At 33.4% G+C, this 20,922-nt stretch carries 16 protein-coding genes; 3 read left to right on the top strand and 13 right to left on the bottom strand.

Going from position 1 to position 20,922, the window contains the following annotated elements:
• Nucleotides 1-9: 9 nt before the first annotated feature.
• Complete coding sequence (locus ASC72_RS01600) at nt 10-2,556, bottom strand: ATP-dependent Clp protease ATP-binding subunit (protein ID WP_056185689.1); 2,547 nt, start codon at nt 2,554-2,556, stop codon at nt 10-12.
• Between the two features lie 257 nt (nt 2,557-2,813).
• On the opposite strand from ASC72_RS01600, the gene gyrA reads away from it, so the two are divergent.
• A complete protein-coding gene (gyrA, locus tag ASC72_RS01595) occupies nt 2,814-5,456 on the top strand; it encodes a DNA gyrase subunit A (protein ID WP_056185688.1) in 2,643 nt (880 codons plus the stop codon).
• Nucleotides 5,457-5,499: 43 nt separating this feature from the next.
• On the top strand, nt 5,500-6,771 hold the full coding sequence (locus ASC72_RS01590; protein ID WP_056185685.1) for a lipopolysaccharide assembly protein LapB: 1,272 nt from the start codon (nt 5,500-5,502) through the stop codon (nt 6,769-6,771).
• 73 nt (nt 6,772-6,844) lie between these two features.
• On the opposite strand, the gene ASC72_RS01585 is transcribed toward ASC72_RS01590, so the two are convergent.
• From ASC72_RS01585 to ASC72_RS01550, 8 genes are all read right to left on the bottom strand, one after another.
• Entirely contained in the window at nt 6,845-7,261 is a 417-nt protein-coding gene (locus ASC72_RS01585; protein ID WP_056185683.1) for an OsmC family protein, read from the bottom strand.
• A 248-nt stretch (nt 7,262-7,509) separates the two neighbouring features.
• Nucleotides 7,510-9,501 (bottom strand): DUF349 domain-containing protein, encoded by a 1,992-nt coding sequence (locus ASC72_RS01580; protein WP_056185681.1) that lies wholly within the window; start codon nt 9,499-9,501, stop codon nt 7,510-7,512.
• 298 nt (nt 9,502-9,799) lie between these two features.
• Nucleotides 9,800-10,006, bottom strand: coding sequence for a hypothetical protein (locus ASC72_RS24435; RefSeq protein ID WP_056185678.1), 207 nt, complete (start codon nt 10,004-10,006; stop codon nt 9,800-9,802).
• A 185-nt stretch (nt 10,007-10,191) separates the two neighbouring features.
• Nucleotides 10,192-10,551, bottom strand: coding sequence for a hypothetical protein (locus tag ASC72_RS24430; protein ID WP_241775591.1), 360 nt, complete (start codon nt 10,549-10,551; stop codon nt 10,192-10,194).
• A 65-nt stretch (nt 10,552-10,616) separates the two neighbouring features.
• Nucleotides 10,617-11,366: a shikimate dehydrogenase gene (locus ASC72_RS01565; protein WP_056185672.1), complete on the bottom strand. Its 750-nt coding sequence runs from the start codon at nt 11,364-11,366 to the stop codon at nt 10,617-10,619.
• Nucleotides 11,366-12,763, bottom strand: coding sequence for a tetratricopeptide repeat protein (locus tag ASC72_RS01560; RefSeq protein ID WP_056185668.1), 1,398 nt, complete (start codon nt 12,761-12,763; stop codon nt 11,366-11,368). The genes ASC72_RS01565 and ASC72_RS01560 overlap by 1 nt, the downstream gene beginning before the upstream one ends.
• A 204-nt stretch (nt 12,764-12,967) precedes the next feature.
• Complete coding sequence (locus tag ASC72_RS01555) at nt 12,968-14,167, bottom strand: aspartate aminotransferase family protein (RefSeq protein WP_056185666.1); 1,200 nt, start codon at nt 14,165-14,167, stop codon at nt 12,968-12,970.
• A 193-nt stretch (nt 14,168-14,360) separates the two neighbouring features.
• On the bottom strand, nt 14,361-16,049 hold the full coding sequence (locus ASC72_RS01550; protein WP_056185663.1) for an OstA-like protein: 1,689 nt from the start codon (nt 16,047-16,049) through the stop codon (nt 14,361-14,363).
• A gap of 359 nt (nt 16,050-16,408) precedes the next feature.
• On the opposite strand from ASC72_RS01550, the gene ASC72_RS01545 reads away from it, so the two are divergent.
• Nucleotides 16,409-18,280, top strand: a complete 1,872-nt coding sequence (locus tag ASC72_RS01545) for an alpha-amylase family glycosyl hydrolase (protein ID WP_056185660.1) — start codon at nt 16,409-16,411, stop codon at nt 18,278-18,280.
• Nucleotides 18,281-18,327: 47 nt separating this feature from the next.
• On the opposite strand, the gene ASC72_RS01540 is transcribed toward ASC72_RS01545, so the two are convergent.
• From ASC72_RS01540 to ASC72_RS01525, 4 genes are read right to left on the bottom strand one after another with little or no spacing between them, the layout of a single operon-like run.
• A complete protein-coding gene (locus ASC72_RS01540) occupies nt 18,328-19,110 on the bottom strand; it encodes a superoxide dismutase (protein ID WP_056185657.1) in 783 nt (260 codons plus the stop codon).
• Nucleotides 19,111-19,118: 8 nt separating this feature from the next.
• The gene (locus ASC72_RS01535; protein ID WP_056185655.1) at nt 19,119-19,388 is read right to left on the bottom strand and encodes an acyl-CoA-binding protein; all 270 of its coding nucleotides are present in this window, start codon (nt 19,386-19,388) and stop codon (nt 19,119-19,121) included.
• A complete protein-coding gene (locus ASC72_RS01530; protein ID WP_056185652.1) occupies nt 19,389-20,042 on the bottom strand; it encodes a phosphatidylserine decarboxylase family protein in 654 nt (217 codons plus the stop codon).
• Complete coding sequence (locus tag ASC72_RS01525; protein WP_056185649.1) at nt 20,032-20,922, bottom strand: phosphatidate cytidylyltransferase; 891 nt, start codon at nt 20,920-20,922, stop codon at nt 20,032-20,034. The genes ASC72_RS01530 and ASC72_RS01525 overlap by 11 nt, the downstream gene beginning before the upstream one ends.

Genomic DNA, 20,922 nt, shown 5'->3' with positions numbered 1-20,922 from the left:
TAAACTAATTTATTGATTAGTCGGCTCTTCTGCTTTGTGTATTTCTACTGAAAGTTCTTGAGAGTCATCTTTCAAATCCATTAGAATTTCATCTCCTGAATGTATTTTTGAAGTAATGATTTCCTCGGCCAACAAATCTTCAACATATTTCTGAATTGCTCTTTTTAGTGGTCTTGCACCAAATTGTCTGTCAAAACCTTTCTCAGCGATAAAGGCTTTTGCTTTATCAGTCAAGCTTAAAGTGTATCCTAATTCAGCAATACGAGAATATAGTTTTTTAAGTTCAATTTCGATGATCAAATCGATATCGGCTTTTTCTAAAGCATTGAATACAATTACATCATCAATTCTGTTTAAGAATTCAGGAGCAAAGGTTTTTTTCAATGCATTTTCGATAATGCTTTTTGAGTTTTCATCGGCCTGAGCGACTTTCGCAGCAGTTCCGAAACCAACACCTTGTCCAAAATCTTTCAATTGTCGTGCTCCAACATTAGAAGTCATAATGATAATAGTATTTTTAAAGTCGATTTTGCGACCTAAACTATCTGTCAAATAACCGTCATCTAGAACCTGAAGCATCATATTAAACACATCTGGGTGTGCTTTTTCGATTTCATCCAAAAGAACAACACAATATGGTTTTCTACGAACTTTTTCAGTCAATTGACCACCTTCTTCGTATCCTACGTATCCCGGAGGCGCTCCTACTAAACGAGAGATAGCAAATTTTTCCATGTATTCACTCATGTCGATACGAACCAATGCATCTTCAGAATCGAATAATTCTTTTGCTAAAACTTTTGCTAATTGCGTTTTACCAACTCCGGTCTGACCTAAGAAAATGAACGAACCAATCGGTTTGTTTGGATCTTTAAGTCCGGCTCTGTTACGTTGAATAGAACGGGCAATTTTCAATACAGCTTCATTTTGGCCAATTACTTTATTCTGAATCAATTCAGGTAATTTAGCTAATTTGTTGCTTTCTGTTTGTGCAATTCGGTTCACTGGAATTCCGGTCATCATCGAAACAACATCAGCTACATTATCTTCTGTAACTTCAATTCTGTTGTTTTTAGAATCTTCTTCCCATTGCTCTTGTGCAACAGCCAGATCTTTTTCAATACGTTTTTCATCATCACGAAGTTTGGCAGCCTCTTCATATTTTTGTTTTTTGACTACCATGTTTTTGTTTTCACGCACTTCTTCCAATTGACGTTCTAAATCAAGAATTTGTTTAGGAACATCAATATTGGTAATGTGTACGCGAGAACCAGCTTCGTCAAGAGCATCAATCGCTTTGTCCGGTAAAAAACGCTCAGACATATATCTGTTTGTTAATTTAACGCAAGCTTCGATTGCTTCCTGAGTATAGGTGACATTGTGGTGATCTTCGTATTTGTCTTTTACATTATTCAAAATCGCAATCGTTTCTTCAACAGAAGTTGGCTCCACAATTACTTTTTGGAAACGTCTTTCTAATGCACCATCTTTTTCAATATATTGTCTGTACTCATCAAGAGTGGTAGCACCAATACATTGGATTTCGCCTCTTGCTAAAGCAGGTTTGAACATGTTTGAAGCATCAAGTGAACCTGTTGCTCCGCCAGCACCTACAATAGTATGAATCTCATCAATAAAAAGAATGATATCATCATTTTTCTCCAGCTCGTTCATTACGGCTTTCATTCTTTCCTCAAACTGACCGCGGTATTTTGTTCCGGCTACTAAACTAGCCAAATCAAGCGTTACTACACGTTTGTGGAAAAGAATACGGGATACTTTCTTTTGGATGATACGCAAAGCAAGTCCTTCTGCAATAGCAGACTTACCAACTCCTGGTTCTCCAATAAGAAGCGGGTTGTTCTTTTTTCTACGGCTTAAAATTTGAGAAACACGTTCAATTTCTTTTTCGCGTCCCACTACCGGATCTAGTTTTCCTTCTTCCGCCATTTCTGTTAAATCTCTCCCAAAATTATCTAAAACCGGAGTTTTGGATTTTTTGTTTGACTTATTGGCCGGATTGTTAAAACTACTTTCTTTAAGACTGTCATCTTGTCCTGAATCGTCATTGTACGATTCGTTTCTTGGCAAGTTTTCTAAGAATTCTTCTTCGTTTGGCGTCATGTTTAAATATTGTTCTTTAGCTATGTCATAATCTATTTTTAGTTTATTCAACAGCTTGGTTGTTGGATCGTTTTCGTTTCGTAAGATGCATAAAAGCAAGTGTGCCGTGCTAATCGACGAGCTTTGAAATACTTTAGCTTCAAGAAAGGTTGTCTTCAGGGCTCTTTCTGCCTGTCGGGTAAGGTGAAGATTTTTCTTTTCAGCATTTACTTCAACGCTCTGGTTGGCTGGACTCAGTATTTCTACCTTCCTGCGTAAATGGTCTAAATCGACTGCTAGGTTATTAAGTATATGAATAGCTTTTCCGTTACCATCTCTTAAAATGCCTAGCATTAGATGTTCAGTACCAATAAAGTCGTGTCCTAAACGAAGGGCTTCTTCCTTACTGTATGTAATAACATCTTTTACTCTTGGTGAAAAATTATCATCCATAATATATAATTGGTATTGTAAATTTAGTGAATTACAGTTTGAAAAACAAAAACCATACCCTTCAAGAACTACTGTCAGCTAATTGACAAAAAAAATAACAATAAAAGCGTTAAAAAACGCTTAATTTATTAACTAAAAGTAGAAATAAAGTTGTTAATAAATCATTGAAATAAGTGTAAGTAAATAGCTGAAAAAATTCCAAAAAACCGTATCTTGGCACGCTTTGAAACTAATATAATTATTTAATATAACAACTTATGTCTGAAGGAGAAAAGTTAATTCCTATTAACATAGAAGATGAAATGAAATCAGCTTACATCGATTATTCGATGTCAGTAATCGTATCTAGAGCACTTCCTGATGTTAGAGATGGCTTGAAACCAGTGCATCGAAGAGTTCTTTACGGAATGTATGACTTAGGAGTAACATCAAGATCTGCCCACAAAAAATCTGCGAGAATCGTAGGAGAGGTTCTGGGTAAGTACCACCCGCACGGAGATACCTCTGTTTATGATGCGATGGTGCGTATGGCTCAGGAATGGAGTATGCGATATTTATTAGTAGATGGTCAGGGTAACTTTGGATCTGTTGATGGTGACAGTCCGGCAGCAATGCGTTATACTGAGGCCAGAATGCGCAAAATCTCTGAAGATATTATGGCAGATATCGAAAAAGAAACAGTTGACTTTCAATTGAACTTTGACGATACTTTATATGAGCCAAAAGTAATGCCAACAAGAGTTCCTACTTTATTAGTAAACGGAGCAACAGGTATTGCAGTTGGTATGGCTACTAATATGCCTCCACACAATTTAACTGAAGTGATCAATGGTACATTAGCGTATCTTGATAATAATGATATTGAAATAGACGAGTTAATGACTCATATTAAAGCTCCGGATTTTCCTACCGGGGGTGTAATATATGGTTATGAAGGCGTTCGTGAAGCTTTTAAAACAGGTAGAGGGCGTATTGTTATGCGTGCCAAAGTTGGTTTTGAAGAAGTTGACGGAAGAGAATGTATTATTGTTACTGAAATTCCATATCAGGTTAACAAGGCCGAAATGATCAAACGTACGGCTGATTTGGTTAACGATAAAAAAATTGAAGGTATTGCGAATATTCGTGACGAGTCGGATAGAAATGGTATGCGTATCGTTTATATCCTGAAACGTGACGCTACGCCAAACGTAGTTTTGAATACCTTATATAAGTTTACCTCATTACAATCTTCTTTTAGTGTAAATAATATTGCATTAGTAAAAGGGCGCCCACAAATGTTGAATCTAAAAGATATGATTCATTATTTTATTGAACACCGTCATGATGTAGTAGTTCGTAGAACGCAGTTTGAATTGCGTAAAGCAGAGGAAAGAGCGCATATATTAGAAGGTTTAATTATTGCATCTGATAATATTGATGAAGTAATTGCTATCATCAGAGGTTCTAAGAATACAGAAGAAGCTCGTGAGAAGTTAATCGAAAGATTCAGTTTGTCAGATATTCAGGCCCGTGCTATTGTTGAGATGCGTTTACGTCAGTTAACAGGTCTGGAACAAGACAAGTTAAGAGCGGAGTTTGAAGAATTGATGAAATTAATCGAACACTTAAAAGCATTATTAGCTGATGTTAATTTAAGAACGAATTTAATTAAGGAAGAGCTTGAAGAAATTCGTGAGAAATACGGCGATGAGCGTCGTTCTGTAATTGAATATTCTGGTGGAGATGTGAGTATTGAAGATTTAATTGCAGATGAGAATGTAGTAATAACCATTTCTCATGCAGGTTACATCAAACGAACAAACCTTACAGAATACAAAACTCAAAATAGAGGTGGAGTTGGACAAAAAAGCGCCGGAACAAGAGATCAGGATTTCCTTGAACATATGTTCGTTGCAACCAATCACCAATATATGATGTTTTTTACACAAAAAGGAAAATGTTTCTGGATGCGTGTTTATGAAATTCCGGAAGGAAGTAAAACAGCAAAAGGTAGAGCAATTCAAAACTTGGTAAACATTGAAAGTGATGATAAAGTGAAAGCTTTCATTTGTACGCAAGATCTAAAAGATAAAGATTACATCAACAGTCATAATCTTGTAATGGTTACTAAAAAAGGTCAGGTTAAGAAAACTTCTTTAGAGAAATATTCTAAACCAAGAGTAAATGGTGTTGCTGCTATTACAATTAAAGAAGGTGATGAATTAATGGGGGCACAATTAACTAACGGAGAAAGCCAAATTATCTTAGCCGTTAAGTCTGGTAAATTGGTTCGTTTTGAAGAAACCAAAACACGTCCGATGGGAAGAACGGCTTCGGGAGTTCGTGGAATTACTTTAAAAGATGATACGGATGAAGTAATTGGTATGGTTACTGTTGATAAAAATGATATTAATGATTCACAAATTTTAGTTGTAACTGAAAATGGATACGGAAAACGTACCAAGTTAGTTGACGAAGATGGTGAAGATGTTTATAGAATCACGAATCGTGGAGGTAAAGGTGTTAAAACGCTTAATATCACAGAGAAAACAGGAAAACTGATTTCGATTAATGCTGTAACAGATGCTGATGATTTAATGATTATCAATAAATCCGGATTAACTATCAGAATGGCTATTGAAGATTTACGAGTTATGGGTCGTGCTACTCAAGGTGTGCGATTAATTAACCTAAAAGGAAAAGATTCTATTGCTGCTGTAACGAAAGTTATGAAAGACGATGTCGAAGAAGTTATTGTTGATGAAGAAGGAAATGTAGTAGGGCCAGTTATTGAAAGGGTGAAGCCAGATTTAGAGGTTCTTGAAGATGATGGAACAGCAGAAGATGACGATGATGACGATTCTGATGAAGAAATAGTAGACGAGGATGATTCTGAGGAAGAAGAGTCAGAGGAATAATAAAAACCACGTAAATTAAAATTAAATACACAAATTGAATATTATGAAAAGTAAATATGTAATACTTGCATCAGCATTATTGATTTCAGTAGCTACTTTTGCTCAAAAAGATCAGATTAAAAGTGCTGAAAAAGCATTAAAAAGCGGAGATGCTCAGGGAGCAATTGCGATATTAAAAGATGCAGAAAATTTGGTGGTTAACGCCAAAGATGTAGAACAAGCACAATACTACTCTGTACAAGGAAATGCTTATTTAGATTTAGCAAATAAAAAAGTAGAAGAGAGTAAAAACTTATCACTTGCTGCTGAAAGCTATAAAAAATTAATTGATATTGAAAAAGCGTCAGGAAAATTAAAATATTCAACTCAGGCTGCAACTTCAATCACTGAAATTAAAGGAAAATTGATTAATTCTGCTATTGCAGATAGTCAGGCAAACAAAAATACTGAGGGGGCAAAAAAATTGTATGATGCTTATTTGTTAGATAAAAAAGATACAATCAATTTATACTATGCAGCTTCTACAGCGGTAAATGCTCAGGATTATAAAGCTGCTTTGCCAATGTATGAAGAATTGAAAAAATTAAATTATTCTGGTAAAGGAACTAGTTATACTGCTTTAAATAAAGCTTCTGGTAACGAAGATGGTTTTAATACTGCTAATGAAAGAGATTTAGCTGTAAAATTAGGAACTCATGAAAAGCCTAAAACTGAAGCTATCCCTTCTAAAAGAGGAGAAATCTACAAAAACTTAGCTTTAATTATGGTTCAGGAAGGCCGTACTGAAGATGCTAAAAAAGCAATCTCTGATGCAAGAAAAACGAATCCTGACGATTCTTCTTTGATTCTTACAGAAGCTAATTTATATCTTGAAACGAAAGATTTTGATACTTACAAAAAATTAGTTGGTGAGGCTTTGCAAAAAGATCCAAACAATGCTGATTTAATTTTCAATTTAGGAGTTATCAGTGGTAACGCTGGTAACAAAGCTGATGCTGAAAAATATTATTTGAAAGCGATTGAAATCAATCCAAGTTATACTAATGCCTATCTTAATCTTGCAGCTTTAAAGTTAGAAGCTGAGAAACCAATTATCGATGAAATGAATAAATTGGGTACTTCTGATAAAGATACAAAACGTTATAATGTTTTAAAAGCACAAAGAGAAGATGTTTTTAAAGGTGTTATTCCTTACCTTAAAAAAGCACATGAATTAGATCCTAAAAACGAAGATGTATCTAAAACATTATTAGGTGTTTACAAAGCGTTAGAAATGACTGCTGAAGCAAAAGCATTAAAAGCTACAATGAACTAATAATTCATTTGGTTTTATTATAAAAAAATCCCGTTTTAAACGGGATTTTTTATGCTTAAATTTTTTTCATTGTCTAAACTAAAGTTGCAGATAATGTAATTGTTGTATTTAAAAGTTTAGAAATCGGGCAGATTTCTTTTGCTTTTGCAGCTGTTTTTTCAAATTCTTCAGCAGAAATCGAAGGCACTTTTCCTTTTAAGTCTAAATGAATTAGCGTAATGGTTCCGTCTTCAAAAGTTACTGTCGCTTCTGTAGATAAGTCATCTGCAGTAAAACCTCCTTCATTCAGTAAAAAACTTAATTGCATTGTAAAACAGCCTGAATGTGCCGCTGCAACAAGTTCTTCCGGATTTGTACCAATGCCATCTGCAAATCTTGTTTTAAAGGATAATTGTGCATTATTTAATGTTGTACTTTGAGTACTGATTGTTCCGGTTCCTTCCATGCCTGTTCCTTTCCAGTTGGCATTTGCTTTTCTAGTAAATTTCATTTTATAAAATATTAAGGTTTATAATCTTTTGATACTCAAATATAATCAATATTTTACAGAATAGTTTTATCAAATTGTATTGCAATGTTAAGTTTGGTTGGGATGAAAGTTTAAACGCAAAGAGCGCAAAGGTTTACGCAAAGTTCGCAAAGCTAATCTTAGTGTGCTTTTTGGTAAAATTATTTAGTATAAAAAAAAGGTGCAATGATTACTTTCATTACACCTCATTTATTTTTGATATTTAAATCTTATTCCTGACCTAAATTACGTAATTGTTTCAATTTATCTTTCCAAACATCTAAACTCTCTTTATGGATAGCAATGTTTTTTCGAACTTCAAGAACAATTGAATTTTCTTTTTTCGCGTTTTTAGTATTCGTGAAAAATTGAATATTGTTCTCTAATTGAAAGATTTCATTTTGAACTTCTTCAATTTTACGCATTAAGAATATTTTTTCGTTATCTAATTTGCGAATATCATTACTTTCAGATAAAGAATCAATTCTGTTAGAAAAACGCATCATCTCCGTTTCTTTTTTACTCAAACTTAGTTTTTCAAAAAGGGCATCTAAAATTTTATTGAATTTCCCTTCAATGTGGCGTCTTGAAAAAGGTACTTTTCCAAATCCTTTCCAGGTTTCAATATGTAATTTTATAGCATCCAGATCTGTTTTATGATCTCCGGTTAACTGATAAGCTCTTAAGGTATCCAAATACGCTTTTTTGTTATCAAAAGCAGCTACTTCATCACCATTTTCTTCAGATTTGTGCTCTTTTAACTTGTTGAAATAATGATTACAGGCATCTTTAAATTCTTTCCAGATTTTATCTGAATATTTTTTAGGAACGTGACCAATTTGTTTCCACTCTTCCTGAATTTGTTTCATTATTGGAGTTGTAGCAGCAAAATCAACACTTTCCTGTAGTTCTTTTGCTTTGGCAACAAGAGCCATTTTTTTATTTAAATTATCGTTTTGATCTTTTTTAATGTCTTTATAAAATGAATTTTTAAAAGAATTAAAGTTTCTAACGGCAGTTTTAAAAGCAGCCCAGGTTTCTTCGTTTACGTCAGACGGAACTTTTCCGGCAGCAAAGAATTCATTTCTTAGCGCTTCTACTTTTTGTATTTGTACCAGCCATTGCGAATGAGATCCCACTTTTTCAGTGGCTAAAACCTCTATCGTCGCAATAATACCTTTTTTAACTTCAAGATTCTGTTGTTCGTTTGCTCTTTGGCTTTCAAATAAAAGTTCTCTTTTATCGTGAATTTTTTTAGTTAGTTCACTGAACTTATTCCAGATTGTATCACGGTGTTCTTTAGAAACAGGTCCGATATCTTCTTTCCAGATTCTGTGTAAATCCTGCAATTCACGAAATGCTTTGCTGATATCAGTTTCATTTACCAATTCTTCAACACGGGCAATTATTTTTTGCTTTTGATCAAGGTTGTATTTGAAATCTAAATCCCTGGCTTCACGATCTAAATGTAGATAGTCATAGAAATTTTCTACATGAAAATGGTAATTATTCCAGACGTGATTGTATTTATCTTTAGGGATTGCTCCGGCATTTTTCCATCTTTCTCTTAAATCATTAAAATGCTTAAGAGTGTCTTTAATATTTTCCTGTGGATTTATAAGTTCTTTTAGTTCTTCAACAATGGCAAGTCGATTCTCTAAATTTGATTTTAAATTGGTTTGCAAATGTTTAAAATGGGCATTCCTTTTTTCTCTGAAAACATTATAATATTCATCAAATTTAGATTTTAGTGGAGAATGATATTCGAATTCTTCGTTGGGATCTTGTTTAGAGGCATTAAATTCCTCTTTTTTCTCCTCTATAAGATGATTGTATTGTAATAAAAATGATTTTTTGATTTCTTCAATATGATCTTTTACAGACATTACCTTATCTGTATTGACAAGCTTTTTTAATTCATCAACAAGGGCATCTAATGAAAAAGTATCGTAATCCTGCATAGGAATATCATGACGCTCTTTTAGCGTCTCATCTTCGCTTTCTTCAGCATTAGAATTTGTTATAGCGTCAAGTGCTGTTTGATGATTGGTTTCTGTAACCTCAGCAGCATTTTCAGTTTCATTTTCGGTTATCGAAGTTTCATTTTCTGTTGTTGCTTCAGAATCCAATGTTTCAATTGCATCATTTTGTATAGAATCGCTAGTTTCGATTCCTAATTTTCCATCTGCTTCTTGCAGGTTATCATTCTTTTCTTCTAACATTTTAAATGTAATAAGGTTTTTATTTTAAACATTGCGAAAGATAGTAAAGGTGTTTCTAAATACAAAATAAATCGTTTGTTTATACGCTATTTTACGATTAAATTCCTATTTATTAAACTAAATTACAATTGCGTTGCAGTTTTTTTATTGATTTTTTTAAAGTTAATTTAAATTAAAAATAAATACTGTTTTAAGAAAAAGAATTGGAAATCTATATTTTAAGAATAGAGTAGTTGCTTTTTCCTAAATATTGAGAAATTATTATATAATACAACCTTTTGGTTGATCTAATAGAAAATCAAAACAAAATCAGCATGCCAACTTCAATACCGAAATTATACGTTTTATGATTTCCAAAAGCTCCACTTGGATGAATATAGGCCATGTCATTTTTTGTTATTCTTCTTCCAAACTCTACAAATGCATTATTAGGAAAACCTTTATTTGTAGCATTATATCGGAACGCAGCATCTGCGGCAATCCAGTTTTTTCCTAAGATATACATGAAGTAATTTTCGAATGCGGTTACATTTACATCACTTCGATTATCAGAACCTGCAAAACTAATTTGATTTTCTAAAGAAGTAATCCACAGGAGTTTCTCTTTTTTTAAATATTTACCATAAAAAACCGCCGGAGAGAAGACCCATTTACCAGATCCAAGTGCCGGATCAACAGCTGAATTTGATATTACTCTGGCACGAAAAGCAATTCCACCATTTTTTCTTCTAAATAAGGGATATAACTAATACCCGCGCCAATATCTCCAACTCCCGTTTTGTTTATAGAGTTTGTATTGGTTGATATTAACGGAAGATCAATCCTAAGATTCCAGGCTTTATTAACGATAGGATATAAAAAACGAAGTTGAGTAGTATTAAATGAACCTGAGTCAGTATCTAAATATTCATTAAAAAGTAGAATCGTTTTTAAATAGTAATGATATCGTGCTTCTGTATAAGGATCTTTTGCATGTACAATGGTATCCTGCCCTGCAACAGAAAAAGTATATAAAAAACTTAACAGGAGAAAAAGTAAAGTTTTATCCATAACCATCTATTAATGAATAGACTAAGTTACAAAAATTACGTTAAGATTTAATTTCTCCGGATTTTTTATTTATTCCATATTTTCCAGGCTTTCTCCGCTTGAAAAATAAGCATATCATAACCATTTTTAGTAATCGCTCCGTATTTTTTTGCGTTTTTCATAAACTGAGTTTCTGCCGGATTATATATTAAATCGTATGCAATATGTTTATCAGTAAAGAATTCGTACGGCAAATCTGGACAAGCCTCAATATTTGGACTTGTTCCAACAGGTGTGCAATTGATTATGATTTGGAAATTGTCAAAAGTTGTGGCATTAATTAAGTCATAATCAATGATATTTTCTTTTGCCTCTCTCGATACAAAAGTATAAGGAATATCAAGTTCATCAAGGGCAAACGCAACGCCTTTTGATGCTCCGCCAGTCCCTAAAATAAGTGCCTTTTTATGATGTGGTTGTAATAATGGTTTTAATGATTTTTTAAAGCCATAATAATCTGTATTATAACCTTTCAGTTTTCCGTTTTTGGTAAACTTAATGGTATTAACAGCACCTATTAATTTTGCTTTTGTTGATAGCTTATCTAAATAAGGAATTATTTGTTCTTTGTACGGAATTGTAACATTAAGACCTTTTAAATCCGGGTTGTTTTTTAATAATCCAGTGAAATGATTAATTTCAGAAATATCGAAATTTTCATAGCTATTGCCGGCAAAAACTTCATCACTAAATTTTTCTGTAAAATATCCCTTTGAAAATGAGTAACTAATATTACGCCCTAATAAGCCAAAACGTCTTTTTAAAATATCAATCATTATTGTTTTCTATGTTTTTCAATGTAATTTTTAACCATTTTTTTTGTCCAAACCACAGGAAATAAATCTTCGATCAAAATATAATTGTCAAAGTTTAAACGTAATCCGTTGCTTAAATGAAATTTCGCTTTTGTGTTATCCTGAACCATGAAATACAATCCTGCTAAACGATATTCGATTTCGTTTTCTTCAGGAAAATATTCTGAAGCTTGCAATAAGGTTTGAATTGCACTTTCGAATTCACCTAAAAACTGCAAAATGTCAACCCAGAATAACCAGGTATCTAAAGCGTAATCACCAAATTCAACCGCTTTTCTGTATCCAAATTCAGCTTCCTCAAAAAAGTTCATTTGTTTGTTAATTGTTGCATAACGTTTCCAATACAAACGATTTTGATTGTCAATTGCCAAGGCTTTATTCACAAAAAATAATGCTTTTTGAAAGTTTTTCTGGCGAACATAAAAGTCAGTAATCGCAATCCATCCTTTGTCTAAAAGAGGATCTTCATGAACGGTTTGGTTATAATATTGAAGCGCTTTTACGGCATTCCCCAATTTTTCATAACATTTTCCGATACGTAATAAGGCATATGAAGTTGCATCATCCAATTCGATGGTTCTGTTATAACTTTCAATCGCTTCATGGTATTTTTTCAAACGCTCATGCGCTTTTGCTTTTTCCATGAAAGCACCTAAAAATTCGTCATCAATTAAAGTTGCATAATCAAATGCACGAATGGCATTTTCATATTCTTTTACACCATAATGCAAACGTCCAAGCTGGTGCCAGGCGATTTCACTATATGGATTTTTGTTGATATAATCGTTCAGATAAACGATAGCTTCCTGGTTTTGATCTAAAAATTCAAAACAATAAACCACATTATACAAAGCAGATTGATCTTCTAAATCTTCTTCAAGACATTTGATAAAGCTGTCTTTTGCCATTTCAAGGTTATCCATAAAAAGATATTCCATTCCAATTAAGTTGTACACGTCAGCGTAGTCGTCAGTATATTGCAAGGCAATTTTAAGCAATTCTACTGCTTTTTCGTGTTGATCTCTTTTAGAACAGATATTGGCTTTCTGGATGTAAATTTCCTCGTTGTTAGGTTCGATTGCATACAACTCATTCAAGAGCTTTTCGGCGATCTCGAGTTTGTCGTCGTAAACCAACATTTCTACTTGTACTAATTTTAAGCCCGTAGATTTTGGGTGTTGGTCTAATGCAAGTTTTAAGGCCTTTTTTGCTAAATTAGCCTTACCTATGTCTAAATAATGAAGAATAATTTCTTCAAACTCTTCAGAATCAAAAAAGAGTACCTTGTTAGTTTTTAACATTGACTCAAATTTGGATAGGGATAGGTTATAATCTTCTTCTTCGTTGCTTAATTGCATACTGTCTTTATTTGAAATTAGCCTGTTATAAATTTAGGCAACCATATTATTGTTGTGGGGAAAGGGAATTAATTGTTTTGAACAATTTAATTAACAATATGGACAGAATTTTTATTCTGTTTTTAGTCATAATCTTCTGATATATAAAAGATTATTTTGTTATTATTCTAATTTTATTTTTAATGGAAACTTGTTCCAATAGCTTTAAATTAAGCTTTTACTCTTTTTCATGATTTCATCCATAACTTTTAATAGTATGGCACAACCTTCTTTTATTTCTTCTTCAGAAATGGTTAATGGCGGTGTTATTCGTATAGCGCATCCTTCAAACAACAGCCAGAACAAAATCAAACCTTTATCCTGACAATTTAAAATAACCTGATTGGTTATCTCAGCTGTTTCAGTCATCGCGGCAAGCATTAATCCTTTTCCTCTAACTTCCTTTATCAAAGGATGTACCAAAAGCGATCTAAAGAGTTTTTCTTTCTCCAAGGCCTCTTGCATTAAATTAGTCTCAGTTAATTCCTGCAAAGTCGCTAAACAAGCTGACGCAATGACAGGGTGACCTCCAAAAGTAGTGATATGCCCTAACTTCGGATTTTCTGTCAAAAGATCCATTTTTTCTGCAGAAGCTGTAAAAGCCCCAACTGGCATTCCGCCTCCCATTCCTTTTCCCATGACCACAATATCCGGAACGACATCATAGTTTTGAAAGCCGAAAAGTTTTCCGGTTCTGCCAAAACCTGGCTGAATTTCATCTACAATCATCAAAGCGCCAACTTCATCACAACGTTTACGGACTTTCTGCAAAAAGTTGTTTTCAGGCTGAATAAATCCGGCACCGCCCTGAATGGTTTCCAACAGAATTGCTGCGGTTCGGGTTGTTATTTTCTTTAAATCTTCTTCATTGTTGAAGGTAATAAAATCTACATCCGGAAGTAATGGGCGAAAAGCTTGTTTGCGTTCTTCAAATCCCATAACACTCATTGAGCCCATCGTGTTTCCGTGATATGCATTATGACACGAAATAAGCTGACTACGGCCAGTTGTTCGTTTGGCCAATTTAAGCGCTCCTTCAATTGCTTCTGTCCCTGAATTGACTAAATAGGTTTTATTTAGAGATTCGGGCAGGAGAGAAGCTAATAATTTACAATATTGAACTGCCGGACTTTGTGAATATTCACCATAAACCATTACATGTGAATATTTGTCCAACTGATCTTTTATGGCCTGATTAATTCTTGGATGTTGATGCCCAAGTGTACACGCAGAAACGCCGGCAACAAAATCTAAATATTTTTTATCATTTGTGTCGTAAATATAGGAACCAATGGCATGCGAAACCTCCATTCCGAGTGGATATGGAGAGGTTTGTGCCTGGTATTTTATAAAATCTGAATTCATTTTTTTAAGGTTCTAAGTTGCTAAGCTACTAAGATTCTAAGTTTTTATTTAGGTTTGGATTAAAAAACAGGACGTGAAACTTTGACTGATTTTTAACCGCAAAGATTCGCAAAGTTTTGTACACTATAACTTAAGCTTGGTTTTTAGTAAGTTCGCAAAGCTGTACGCTGAAAACTGTGACTGTGACTGAAAACTACTTCGTGGCCTTAGTTACTGTTTTTGTTGTATCCTTCTTGGCAGTACTTGTTTTTACTACAGGTTTCTTTTTGTCGTAGTCACGGGTTTCTTTCCTGACTTTCATCGGGACGTCTTTGTCTTTTGCTTCCTGATCTTTTCCTTCCTGAATTAATTTGTCGTTCATTTCATTATCCTCGGCGGTAAAAATATCATCTTTCGATTTTATTCTTTCATCACCGCGCCAGACAAAGCCTCGTAATTTTCGGGCATTTTCAGGTAAATCGGTTTCGGGATAAATATCGCCGTCAACATTCTTAAAAAAAGTAATGGTTTCAATAGCATTATTTTCTAAAATAAGATTGATTTTACTACTTACGCTTTTGTTAATTCCGACAAGTTCATTGGCGTCATTTCGCGAATAATATATAACTTCGGTATTTTTGATAACATCAACATCATGGAGTTTTCCGTCCCTGAATTTTCCAAATAAATTGAGTCCTTTTACCTGATTAAATCCTGCTCCAAGTGTGTCCTTCGAGATCAGAAAAGTGTTATTGAGGACTTTTAAGGAATCTAATTTTTTAGTGGTATTGTCTCCAATTAAATGCATGACATCACCGGTAATCTGATTATCACCATTCCATAGAATTGGATTTCCTATCAATTTTGTTAAGGCAGTTTTAGAATTAGAATGTATTGAATCACATTTACCACTCATGTCTACTTTAAAGAAACGAACATTATTATAAGCTCTTAAAATTCGTTCGCCTTCTTTTCCTGTAACCATTAATTTTTTTCCGTGAATATAAACCGAATCATTTTCTACAAAATTAATAGCCACTGCTCTTTTGGTTACAAACATGGAATCTTTTAGCTTGTAAACCTCAGCATAATGTCCTTTTACGACTCCGCGATTAATAGAATCTGTAATTTTTACATTTCGTGTCGCCGATGCAAATTCCGTATTCCGATTGTAATATAAACTGTCGCCTTCAATAAGTCGGTCATCATATTTTATATAAGATTTTCTGAGGAAATGCGCCAGGTTTTTCTTGGTGTCGTAAAAGCCTTTCTCAGTATAAATATAATTAGCTTTACTGGTAATAGTTGACGGGCCAAGTAAATAGGTGTGCCCTGAATTACTGTAATAATCTAAATGATTGGATTTTACAACGTATTTAGGATTCGTTAGTGTTACTTCTGTCAAAAACTGAAACTTTTTTTCGGCTACATAATATCTCCCAGACTTACTAACCAGAGTGTTATCCTTATTAATAATGGTACCTTTTGTGTTATAAAAAACCTCCTGAACATTTCGGTCAAAATTGATGGTATCGGTTGCTAAAGTTGCGTCTGGAGAGGTCATAACGGCATTTCCGGTAGCAAATGCTTTTTTTAGATTTCCGTTATATTCGGCATATTTACTGTTTAGATATAAAGTATCACCCTGAACCAATTGTACATTACCAAAGGCTTTCAGATAATTTTCTTTCTGAAAAAAATAAGCTTTATTACAAGTTAGTACAACACCGTCATGATTTACCTTTACATTTCCTGTAAGTAAAAGTGCGTCGGGCATTAATTCCTGATTGACATCAGAAAAATCGGCATTTTCTACAATAATTTTTTTAGGTGCCTGTGCAAAAATGCTCTGAACACTTAAAAGAAGTAAACAATAAGATATGAAAAACAGTGATTTCTTCAATTGATTAATTTTTTGTCAAATTTATGAAAAAGGATACAACCTTAATGGATATTAGGATTAATTTATAATTGTTTCTTTTTAGGTGGAAAGGTTCATAGTAGCAAAGGTTCAAAGGTTTTTTTAGTTTAAACATTTTAAAGGATCTTTGAATCTGTGTGGCTTTGCCACTTTGTATCTTTTTTAAATTTATCAACAAAAGACAGAACTCTCACGTTGTAGTACGTCTTTTCTAAATCATTTTGAACCAAATTGAATTGAATTTCATTTGAACTTTAAAAATTAAACTAAATTTAGAAAATGGTTTTAGAGGAAATAATTTAATTACGAAGCCTCAAAAAAGGTCAGATTATAAAAAAAATATGATAAATAAACGATTTATAGTTGCAGGAATGGCTGCAACCATGCTGTTTTCGGCATGTAAAACAAAAGATTTAAAAATGAATACGGCTAAAGAAGAAAGTACTGCAGAAAAGAAAATTGTAGTGTATCAGGTTTTTACACGCTTATTTGGAAATAAAAATACAACAAACAAACCGTGGGGAACTATTGAAGAGAACGGAGTCGGAAAATTTAATGATTTTACAGATACAGCGCTTCGTGAAATTAAAGATTTGGGAATAACCTATATTTGGTATACTGGTATTCCTCATCATGCTTTAGTTCGGGATTATACAGCTTACGGAATTTCAAATGATGATCCTGAAGTAGTAAAAGGCCGTGCCGGATCTCCGTATGCAGTTAAGGATTATTATAATGTAAATCCTGATTTGGCTGTAAATCCAGCCAATAGATTACAAGAATTTGAAGCACTGATTGCTCGGACGCATAAAGCTGGTTTAAAGTTGATTATTGATATTGTGCCAAACCATATTGCCCGAAAATATGAAGGGAAGAATAATCCGGAAGGTGTAAGAGATTTTGGTGCAGATGATGATGTAAATGCGGAGTATAAAAGAGATAATAATTTCTATTATATCCCTAAAAATCATTTTGAAATCCCAGATGGTGATATTCCATTAAATGGAGAAAAAAATCCAATGATTGATGGTGTATTTGATGAAAACCCTGCAAAATGGACAGGTAATGGTTCCAGAAAGGTGAAGCCTGATCAAAACGATTGGTACGAAACAGTTAAAGTTAATTACGGAATTCGCCCGGATGGTTCTAAAGATTTTCCTGAACTTCCGGCTGGATTTGATCAAAAGTCTTATGAGGAACATTTTGCTTTTTGGCAGGATAAGGACGTTCCGGATTCATGGAAGAAATTCAAGTCTATTGCTTTATACTGGACGGCAAAAGGTGTTGACGGTTTCCGTTATGATATGGCCGAAATGGTTCCGTACGAATTTTGGAGCTATATGAACTCGGCAATTAAAATGAAAAATGCAAAAGCTTTTTTATTGGCAGAAGTTTACAATCCGAATGAATACCGCAATTATATTCGTTTAGGAAAAATGGATTACCTATATGATAAAGTAGAAACTTACGATAAGTTGAAAGATGTAATTAGAGGTAAATCAACCCCAGATGGTTTATCAGATATTCAAAAAGGAATGTCGGATATCGAAGATCATATGCTTCATTTCTTGGATAATCATGATGAACAACGTTTGGCAAGTCCTGAATTCGCAGGAACGCCCGAGCGTGGCAAACCTTTGATGGTTGTTTCTGCTACAATAAGCACATCGCCAACAATGATTTATTTTGGGCAGGAAGTAGGAGAGGCCGGGAATGAAAATGCGGGTTTCGGAACGCGTTCCAGAACTTCTATTTTTGATTATATAGGCGTTCCAAATCATCAACGCTGGATGAATGAGGGTAAATTTGATGGAGGAAAACTTTCTGAATCTGAAAAAAACCTTCGCGATTTTTATAAAAGATTATTGAATTTTTCCATTAATAGTTCAGCCTTGATGGGAAGTTATCAGGAAATTCAATCTGTCAATCGTCAGAATAACGCTGGTTATGATGAATTACTTTATTCTTATGTTCGTTGGTCTGAAAATCAAAAATTAATAGTCGTCGCCAATTTTTCTTCTGAAAAAACAAGTGAGTTTGATTTGAAAATTCCATCTGATGTTATTTCAAAATGGAATTTAAAAGATGGGGAATATCAATTAACAGATCAGTTATATGAGAAGAATTCAGTTCAATTAATAGTAAATAAAGGAGAAGGAATAGCCAAAGTAAAAATTGCTCCTTCAGAATCGTTTATTTTTGAGTTAAAATAAAAAGGAATAAAAAAAAAGCTGATACACATCGTATCAGCTTTTTGGGTTTATACTTTTTTGACTTTCTTCAAAGCCTCTTTATAATTTTCGTTTACTTTTTCCCAATTAATATGTTTGTAAAAAGCATCAATATAAGTTCCTTTTCTGTTTTGATAATCTAAATAATAAGCATGCTCCCATAAATCAATTCCCATTATTGGAGTTCCCGGAATTAAGGCATTTTTCATTAATGGATTATCCTGGTCTCCTGTAAGGGTTACTTGAAGCTTTCCATATCTGTCAACAACTAACCAAACCCATCCCGAACCGAATTGTTTGGTGGCCATAGCTTTAAATTGGTTCGTTAAATTATTAAAAGAACCAAATTCTTTATTTATAGAACCAGCTAAAGTATCTTTAGGAGTTTGCTCTTTTGGTGTCAAAAGATTAAAATACATGGTATGATTGTAATATCCTCCTGCATTTTGACGAAGTTTAGCATTACTAAGATCCATTTTTTTTAGGATATCTTCAATAGGCATGTTTTCAAATTCTGTCGAAACAATTTCTTTATTTAAATTATTCGTATAGGATAAATAATGTTTTGAATAATGTGTTTCTAAAGTAAGAGAACGTATATCAGGCGCTAATCCATCATAAGTAAATGTCAATTTGGTAAGTTCAAACGAACCGGGATCAGCTTTTACTTCATCAGGTGAACCAATCGTTATTTTTTCTTCTTTTGTTGGTAGAGGAACTTCAACAACTTCGGTTAGTTTATTACTGTCATTACAAGAAAATAATACGAAGAATGAAGTTAAAATACCAAAACGAATAAAGTTTTTCTTCATAATGTAATTTATTTTGATGTTAGAGAATCTATAATTTCGATGTAATTTTCTTTTGCCTCGTCAATTGATATATGACTAATTTGCATCCAAGCATTTGTTTTAAATGCATCGCGTAAATCAAAATTCTCAGATTGATTGTATACAGCCGTTCCAAAAGTAGCCTGTTTGTAATAAGCATACAGTCTTAGCTGCACATCTTGTGGCAGTGAGGACTGAGTCATTTTTAAAGCGATTTCTACAGCCTCTGAAAAACGAGTATCTAAATCTTTTTTGGTCATTTAAGCTTTTGTAGCAATGATGGTTTTTCCGCCAATTGCTTTTTGATTCAACTCTACGTTAATTTCGGTACCTAAAGGTAAAAATAAATCTACTCTTGAACCAAATTTTATGAAACCTGCATCGGTACCCTGAACAACCTGCATTCCTTCTTGTGCATAGTTGACAATTCTGCGAGCTAAGGCACCGGCAATTTGTCTGTATAATATCTGACCAAAGGTCTCGTTTTCAATGACAACAGTAGTTCTTTCGTTTTCTTCACTCGCTTTTGGATGCCAGGCTACTAAAAACTTGCCAGGATGATATTTACTGAATTTGATAATTCCGTCCATCGCATAACGAGTTACGTGTACGTTTATCGGTGACATAAAAATAGAAACCTGTAAACGTTTGTCTTTAAAAAATTCACCTTCGTAAACTTCTTCGATAACCACAACTTTTCCGTCAACCGGAGCAAGAATGTGATCGCTGTTTCTGATTGCAATTCTTTTTGGATTTCTGAAAAATTGCAGAATTATAATCAAAATTACTACACCAGCAATTTGTACCAGAATTCTTAACCAACTAATATCAATGAATTTGTCAGCAATTAAAAGCACAGCAACTGCAAAAACAGTACCTAATAAAATGGATGGGCCTCCCTCTTTATGAAACATAATATAAAATTTGATAAAATAAAAATATAATTGGTGCTACAAATATAACACTATCTAATCGATCTAGAATGCCTCCGTGACCAGGCATTATGGAACCACTGTCTTTTACGCCGGCAATTCTTTTAAATTTGGATTCTATTAAATCTCCAATGGTTCCAAAAACACTAACAATCAAAGCGATTATTGTCCAAATCAGGATAGATTTACCGCTGAATTCTGGTTTTGGCTGAATGTATAATTTTGAAATTAAAAATCCGGCAAAAGCAGCAAAAACAACCCCGCCAAGAAATCCTTCAATAGTTTTTTTAGGAGAAACACGTTCAAATAATTTGTGTTTTCCTATTGATTTTCCAACCAAATAGGCAAAAGTATCATTGGTCCAAATTAAGATGAATAATCCAAGAATAATTTTTGGATTGTAATCATTGGTCCCAAAAGAAATTTTAACAATAAATATAAATGGAAGAGTGATATATCCCAATAAGTATAAGTATTTTGAGGATGTACTGACACTTTGAACTTTGTCATAGAACAAAAATAAAATACATTTAATAGAAATAACGATTGTTACAGCAAGTAATACAATATCCAGTTGCTGAATGTTGGTCGTTAAATTTAAGTTTAAATTAAATTGCTCATTCAAAAACAGAATAGTCTGTTTGTTGTAATGACTAATTAACAAAATAGTGCTATACAACAGGGTTCCAAAAAGAATGGAAAATACTTTGTTAAGGTTAACTAAATTGCAAAATTCGTAAATTGTAATTATTAAGAAAAGACCAAAAAGGATAATAAAGCTTTCAGTAGAAAACAGAATAGCAGTTAATAATAAAGCGATATAAACAGCACCAGAAATGGTTCTCTTGAGTGTTTCGTTCAT

It is taken from the genome of Flavobacterium sp. Root420, assembly GCF_001427905.1.
Lineage (GTDB): Bacteria > Bacteroidota > Bacteroidia > Flavobacteriales > Flavobacteriaceae > Flavobacterium.
Note: the sequence above shows the minus strand (reverse complement) of the source record. Positions and strands in the feature narration are given on the sequence as shown.